The 6,613-nt window shown below is 41.3% G+C and carries 7 protein-coding genes; 5 read left to right on the plus strand and 2 right to left on the minus strand.

The annotated features are described in order from the left end of the window. Window positions 1-9: 9 nt before the first annotated feature. From GCA01S_RS16240 to GCA01S_RS16250, 3 genes are all read left to right on the plus strand, one after another. On the plus strand, window positions 10-711 hold the full coding sequence (locus tag GCA01S_RS16240; protein ID WP_042411491.1) for a DUF2278 family protein: 702 nt from the start codon (window positions 10-12) through the stop codon (window positions 709-711). A 297-nt stretch (window positions 712-1,008) separates the two neighbouring features. Continuing rightward, the gene (locus tag GCA01S_RS16245; protein ID WP_017435379.1) at window positions 1,009-1,317 is read left to right on the plus strand and encodes a PadR family transcriptional regulator; all 309 of its coding nucleotides are present in this window, start codon (window positions 1,009-1,011) and stop codon (window positions 1,315-1,317) included. 115 nt (window positions 1,318-1,432) lie between these two features. After that, a complete protein-coding gene (locus GCA01S_RS16250) occupies window positions 1,433-2,635 on the plus strand; it encodes a chromate transporter (protein ID WP_042411493.1) in 1,203 nt (400 codons plus the stop codon). 289 nt (window positions 2,636-2,924) lie between these two features. Here the strand turns inward: GCA01S_RS16250 and GCA01S_RS16255 are convergent, their stop codons facing one another. Beyond that, window positions 2,925-4,085: an iron-containing alcohol dehydrogenase gene (locus GCA01S_RS16255; protein ID WP_042411494.1), complete on the minus strand. Its 1,161-nt coding sequence runs from the start codon at window positions 4,083-4,085 to the stop codon at window positions 2,925-2,927. A gap of 208 nt (window positions 4,086-4,293) precedes the next feature. Here GCA01S_RS16255 and GCA01S_RS16260 point away from each other — a divergent pair, with 208 nt between their 5' ends. Together GCA01S_RS16260 and GCA01S_RS16265 are read left to right on the plus strand one after the other, a co-directional pair. Then, window positions 4,294-5,016 carry a ZIP family metal transporter gene (locus tag GCA01S_RS16260; RefSeq protein WP_042411497.1) on the plus strand — a complete coding sequence of 241 codons (723 nt, stop codon included), beginning with the start codon at window positions 4,294-4,296 and terminating at the stop codon, window positions 5,014-5,016. A gap of 64 nt (window positions 5,017-5,080) precedes the next feature. Next, complete coding sequence (locus GCA01S_RS16265; protein ID WP_042411500.1) at window positions 5,081-6,022, plus strand: cation diffusion facilitator family transporter; 942 nt, start codon at window positions 5,081-5,083, stop codon at window positions 6,020-6,022. Window positions 6,023-6,433: 411 nt separating this feature from the next. On the opposite strand, the gene GCA01S_RS20600 is transcribed toward GCA01S_RS16265, so the two are convergent. Next, window positions 6,434-6,595 carry a hypothetical protein gene (locus GCA01S_RS20600; RefSeq protein ID WP_017435372.1) on the minus strand — a complete coding sequence of 54 codons (162 nt, stop codon included), beginning with the start codon at window positions 6,593-6,595 and terminating at the stop codon, window positions 6,434-6,436. Between the last annotated feature and the right edge of the window lie 18 nt (window positions 6,596-6,613).

The following is a 6,613-nucleotide window of genomic DNA, read 5'->3' on the forward strand; positions in this document are numbered from 1 at the left end:
TGGTGGAATTTGCCTTTAAAAAATTATGGAGTTCTAAAGGGAAAACCAGTCGACTCTATGATGGGAAGAGGGGAAAATCCACATTATCAAGTTCTTATCGAGGATGAGGAAGGGACTAAGTATCGAATAGCCATTAATATTAAATCTCAATCTTATCCTTCAGAAGTATTATATTTCGTCGGTGAGGATTTCCATTCGGAAGACATTACAAAGTTACCTGACTTAGATTTTGGCTTTACTCCTATAAAAAATAATCATCCAGACATTGGACTTGATTATATACGGGGAAATTTATTAGACCCTAGAAAAATGATTCCCCTCCCAGCTGATGTAGAAGGTCCAGATAACGATTTAAACGAAAAGATTCAACATTATATTAAGCAAGCTATCGATAAGAAGGCAATCATATATGCTTTTGGAGAGAGATGGGGCCCAGAGCAAAATAAGCCTGATAAGTATTTTGGTTTTTTGCCTGGTAATGGTATACATGATATTCATATGAACCAAGGAAATGTGGGAAAATGGAAAAAAGATAACGGGATATGGCAAGATGGGGGGATTCTAATACATTTTGAACAAGAAAAAAGGTGGGTAGCCATTTTTCTCGCTTTCCAATCTCAATCCTGGTGTACAGATGAAAAGGGGAATGCAATCAAACCGGTAGAAGAATGTAACCATAAAAATGTTAATTATCAGGAAACAATGTCTTGATATATTTTCGACTGGACAATACTATCTAGTTAGCAACAAAAAGTGTTTACTTTTTTTAAAGTAGACACTTTTTGTCGTATATTCGACTCACGATGAAGTAGATCATCAATGATATGAACAGCATCTCTTGCATTAGTAGTAATGACTTTTACGCAAAAGGAACATTTTTGGTTCTTGTTATAAGAGGTATACGAAATTAACATTACCTTAATATTGTCTTTCTTGAAAAATATCACATAGACGTGATACAATGATATCGATTTTCGATATCAAAAATTGATAATGAAGGGGAGCACGATGGAAAATAAAGTGTTACGTAGATTGTTCCTTGGTTTTATTCAAATACACATTTTACATCATGCGAAAAAAGAGCCCATATTTGGTTCATGGATGTTAGAAGAACTAAAGAAACATGGTTATCAGATGAGTGCTGGAACATTGTATCCTTTACTGCATGACATGGAGTTAAACGGTCTATTAGAAAAAGAAGAAAAAAATGTTGAAGGGAAGATGAGAAAATACTACAGAACAACGGAAAAAGGAAATGAGGTACTTATAAAAGCGAGAGAAAAAGCCTATGAGCTATTGAAAGAAATAAAGGATTAACGAACTTCAATATTTGACGAATTAATCGTAAACACGTTGGGTTGTACGGCATTTCTAACATGTATCAGGGGAGTAAGAAGATATTATACCATTTATCATTAGGGGGTGATAAGCAATGAACCAGGAAATTGAGATGCAGCGGGAACAAAGAGGTTCTGTTTGGGAGGTATTGAAGACAGCTGCTCGACTAGGATTGACGTCTTTTGGAGGGCCTATTGCTCATTTAGGATATTTTCGAGAGGAATATGTGAACCGGCGAAAATGGATAGATGAAAAAACATATGCCGATTTGGTAGCACTGTGTCAATTTTTGCCGGGTCCGGCGAGTAGTCAGGTTGGAATAGGGATTGGGTTTATACGAGCTGGTTTTTGGGGCGCTATTGCCGCTTGGATTGGATTTACTCTCCCTTCCTCCATTGCGCTTATCTTGTTTGCCTACTTTTTAAAAGGAACTTCCTTCCGTGAGACAGGCTGGCTCCATGGACTGCTGGTTGTGGCGGTCGCTGTAGTCGCTCAAGCGGTGTGGGGCATGGCCAAAAACTTTGCGTCCGATCGGCCGCGTGCCACCATTGCGATCGCAACAGCTATATTGGCTTTAATGATTCCGAGTGTTTTTAGTCAAGTGGGAATTATCGTAGGTGCTGGAATCATAGGATGGTTTTTGTTCCGAAGCACTCCAGTTTCTAATCCAATTCCAATTTCTATCTCGTTTAATAAAAAGGCAGCCATGATCTTACTCATTTTATTTTTTGCTTTGTTAGGGTTGCTTCCTGTAGTCCGACAGTTCACTGGTTCTAATCTGGTTGCACTCTTTGATAGCTTTTATCGATCTGGCGCTTTGGTATTCGGCGGAGGACATGTTGTGCTTCCCTTGCTACAGGCGGAAGTGGTTCCTACTGGGTGGCTAACAGCCAATCAATTCTTAGCTGGGTACGGAGCGGCACAAGCAGTACCCGGGCCATTGTTCACCTTTGCATCGTACTTAGGAATGGCTAGTTTCGGATGGAAAGGTGCTATCGTGGCAACTCTTGCTATCTTTCTTCCGTCTTTTCTGTTAATCCTTGGAGCCCTTCCTTTTTGGAATTGGCTTCGTCATCATCCCCGTTTTCAAGCAGCACTGCACGGTATCAATGCAGCTGTTGTAGGAATCTTACTCGCAGCACTATATCATCCTGTATGGACGAAAGCGATTAAAAGCCCGTTAGATTTTTGCCTTGCTTTAGCCGACTTTGGCCTATTAACGGTCTGGAAGTGTCCGCCTTGGATTGTCGTTGTATTTTCCGCCGCCGCAGGGGCTCTGCTTTCCTTTATTTCGTAAAATATCCACCGGCAAAGAGTTTTTTTGGTTCTTACGCCATTTTGGTGATAGGAAGTGGCTAATCGAGAAAATCAGTGTGCAAATTAGAGGTTTTTAGTTTCTCATTCTCATTATCTCGAATTTTCACCAAAAGAACGTAAGAACCATTTTATCATCGTCATGGACATAGGGAGGGCCGCTCAAGTTCCAGCCGTGTATAAATACGGAGTTTATATATCGTGTATTTATCATATGGGAATTTATGTAGAATAAGATGTTGAACCTTTTTTATTTACGGTCTTTACACGATTCAAGCGTTGTACGCATCTTCAAGAATGTGAAGATAATCCTTGGCCGTCACAGTCCGGATGTTGCTTGGAGTGGATCCGTTTTGCACCGCCAGTTCCACAATTTTTCCGAAGTCTTCTTTACGCAAACCAGGTAAGTCTTTTAGTTTTGGAATGTCCAAACTGCGGGTGAACGCCTCGATGCCCTGGATCAATTGTTCGACAGCTTGTTCATCCGAATCAGATTCTGCCGCAAATTTCATATACCGCGCCAATTTTGCATGCATTGCCTTATTCTCTTGCGCATTAAATTTCAACACAAACGGCAAAAATACAGCATTTGCGACACCATGCGGCGTATCATAGAGCCCGCCTAGAGCCTCCGCTAAACAATGGACAGCCGCTACGTCTGCGGATCCGAAACATAATCCCGCAAGCAAACTAGCCAACAGCATGTCGTATCGGGCTTTTTCGTTTCGGCCATCCCGATATGCTTCAGGAAGTGCTGACACAATGATTTCCATTGCTCTTGCTCCCATTGCTTGCGATATTGGATTCGTCACTTTGCACGTATAGCCTTCGATTGCATGAACTAATGCATCAACCCCAGTCGCAGCCGTAACGGATTTAGGTACGGTGAATGTAAGCTCCGGATCAAGAACAGCCAATACCGGACGAAGCGCAGCATCTTTCAATGTCAGCTTCCGGTGGGTGGAAGCTTCCGTAATAACGGACGAACGGGTGACTTCGGAGCCTGTCCCCGCTGTTGTTGGGACACAAATAATGGGAGCTACGTTCTCATACCGCCGTTGTCCTTCTGCATATTCAATTGGTGTCCCGCCATTTCGTCCAATGAGTGCAATCGCTTTTCCTGTATCCATCGCACTTCCACCGCCGATGGCGATAACGGCATCAGCGTTCTGTTCATTAAAATACTCCGCACCTTTCAGGCATTCCGTGTCGCGCGGATTTTGCGATACGTCATCAAACAACGTTACGCGATAGCCGGCTGACTGCAATTTTGCTTGAATCGGTTCAACTAAGCCGGTCTGAACGACTCCCGGGTCACTAACAAGTAAAATCGATTTTCCAATTTGCAGTGATTCCAACAATTCCGGCAGCTGCTTTGCTTTCCCCATTCCCATTTCAATGCGTGTCGGGCAAAAATAATGAAAACTGTTCATATGTCTCCCCCTTAAGCAACTGGAATAAAATTATGAATATTTTAATTTTAATTCTGATTGATCTGTCATACAAATCAAATAAATCGCGTTATCGGGGAAACCACTTTAAAATCCTCCCATGGCGGAGGTTTTTTGTTTTCTTAAGGCATAATTTATGGGTTTGGTAGATATACAAAGTAAAGACAATTTAGTACAAGAGGGATGATGGATGAACTCCATTTGGCTTTTAGGATTTTCTGCTTCTGCTATCGGAATGTTATCTGGTGGAGCGATTGCTTGGTTGTTTCAAGGCTGGCAAAGAGGAACGCCAACCATTTTTTCCATATGTAGTGGAATGATATTCGGGCTGGTCACAATGGAAATTTTTCCTGAAAGCATAGAAATTGGAGGGTGGTTTATTGCTATTGTCGGATTGATTTTTGGTTATTTTATATACAAGTATCTAGAAAAGGTTTCTCATCATGTGGTCATTATTACAAATGACGCTAAAAAAGACTTATTTGTACATTCTGGTCTATTTTTAACATTCAGTATTGCCCTACACAATTTTCCAACAGGCATCGCACTTGGAGCCAATACTCACGATTCATTGACTAAACCAATGCTGACTACGATCATGCTTCACAATATTCCAGAAGGGATTGCTGTTTTTACTCCCTTGCTGATGGCTGGGTTTGGAATTTTCAGCATCATACTTGGGGCAGCCATAGCCTCCGCCCCCGTAGGAGTTGGAGCCTTTATAGGAAACAATTATGGAATGGGGGTTCCTTGGTTAGTAGCAATGATTATCGCATTGGCAATGGGAGTAATGCTTTTCGTGACGGGAAAAGAGATTTTCGGGACAGCTTTACGTACATCTACCAAAATATACTGCGTTATCATGGCTATAATCGGTTTTGTATTGGTTTCATTTTACTTGTTTTTTCTATAAAAGACTTTACTAAAAAAGTGCAAGTCATTGACCATGCTGAACATCATTAAGGAGGCGTTTTATCATGCATCATCACCATCATTCTCACGACCACCATGGTCACCACCATCACCACGGACACCATCACGATCACGGAAGGGAAGGTAATAAAAAAGGGGTTACGATTGCACTTCTCATTACCGCTGGAATTATGTTATTAGAGTTTTTCGGAGGTTTAATCACAAACAGCCTAGCCCTTCTTTCCGACTCTGGTCATATGCTTAGTGATGCCAGTTCACTTGTTCTTAGCTTAGTTGCTATTTGGTTTGCCGCCAAACCAGCTTCGCCCAATAAAACGTATGGCTTTTATCGTTTTGAAATCCTAGCCGCTTTGTTTAATGGAGTTACCTTGTTTGTTATCGCCGGGTTTATCGTATGGGAAGCTATTCAGCGTTTTTACAACCCGCCTACCGTAGCTAGCGGCTCTATGATGCTGATTGCGTCCATTGGTCTGTTTGCCAATCTTTTAAGTGCATGGGCGTTAATGAGAAAAGGGGATGTGGAAAATAATGTCAACATTCGCAGTGCCTATCTTCACGTTATCGGTGACGCTTTGGGGTCTGTAGGTGCTATCATCGCTGGGTTTGCCATGTGGCTCTTTGGTTGGTACGTGGCAGATCCCATTATTTCCATTTTGGTTGCTTTATTAATTTTGAAAGGTGCTTGGGGAGTGATTAAACATACGGTTCACATTTTGATGGAAGGAACGCCCATTACCATTGACCAAAATGAAGTGAAAAAAGCCTTAGAAAGTATCGAAGGAGTGATTGACGTTCACGACCTTCATATTTGGACGATTACATCAGGGTTGGATTCATTAAGTTGCCATATTTTGATTGAAGATCATCAAGACAGCCAAAAGGTTTTACAAGATGCCATTCACATGATTGAAGAAAAATTTAAGATTCTGCATACAACCATTCAAATTGAAACCTGTCAAATCCATCACGGGGAAATGAAAGTCTAACCCTTTTCGGAACGGATGGAAATGCAACAAAACACTGATGTTCTTGTTATCGGTGCGGGTCAGGCAGAATTAGCGATGGGATATTATCTTGTTTGCCATTGTTGGCAAGGAAAATCGGTTACAGAAGAGAATTTCAAACGAACGACTTCTTGTTTCGGCTCTTCGGAATAAGTGTTAAAAGTTTGTCCTTTCTTCGCCATAAAAAATCTCCTCCCAAGTAGACTCTTAAGAACATCATATCAAATGTCCTCTTTTTTCGCTGTCTACTTGTAGGGGAGAATACCACTTCTTGTTAGAGAGTGGCTTTGTATGAGTACAATTATTACATGTTACAGGGCCTGGTATGTAAGTGAATGAATTGCTTCATGCATATTGCTTTATCTAAGAGGAGAAGAACCGTGTTTTATTTTATCATTTGCCCATCAGTCTCGTTAAAGCCATCCCAAAAAATCCAAAACCCATTCCTATGAGCCATCCGATTTGGGGACTTCCTAACCAAGCTCCCAATCCTCCACCGAGAAACATACAGCCAACAAACACTAATCCTCCAACGGCCCATTTTTGCTGTTTCATAATTCACCTCCCTCTATA

This window comes from Parageobacillus caldoxylosilyticus NBRC 107762 (genome assembly GCF_000632715.1).
Taxonomy (GTDB): Bacteria; Bacillota; Bacilli; order Bacillales; family Anoxybacillaceae; genus Saccharococcus; species Saccharococcus caldoxylosilyticus.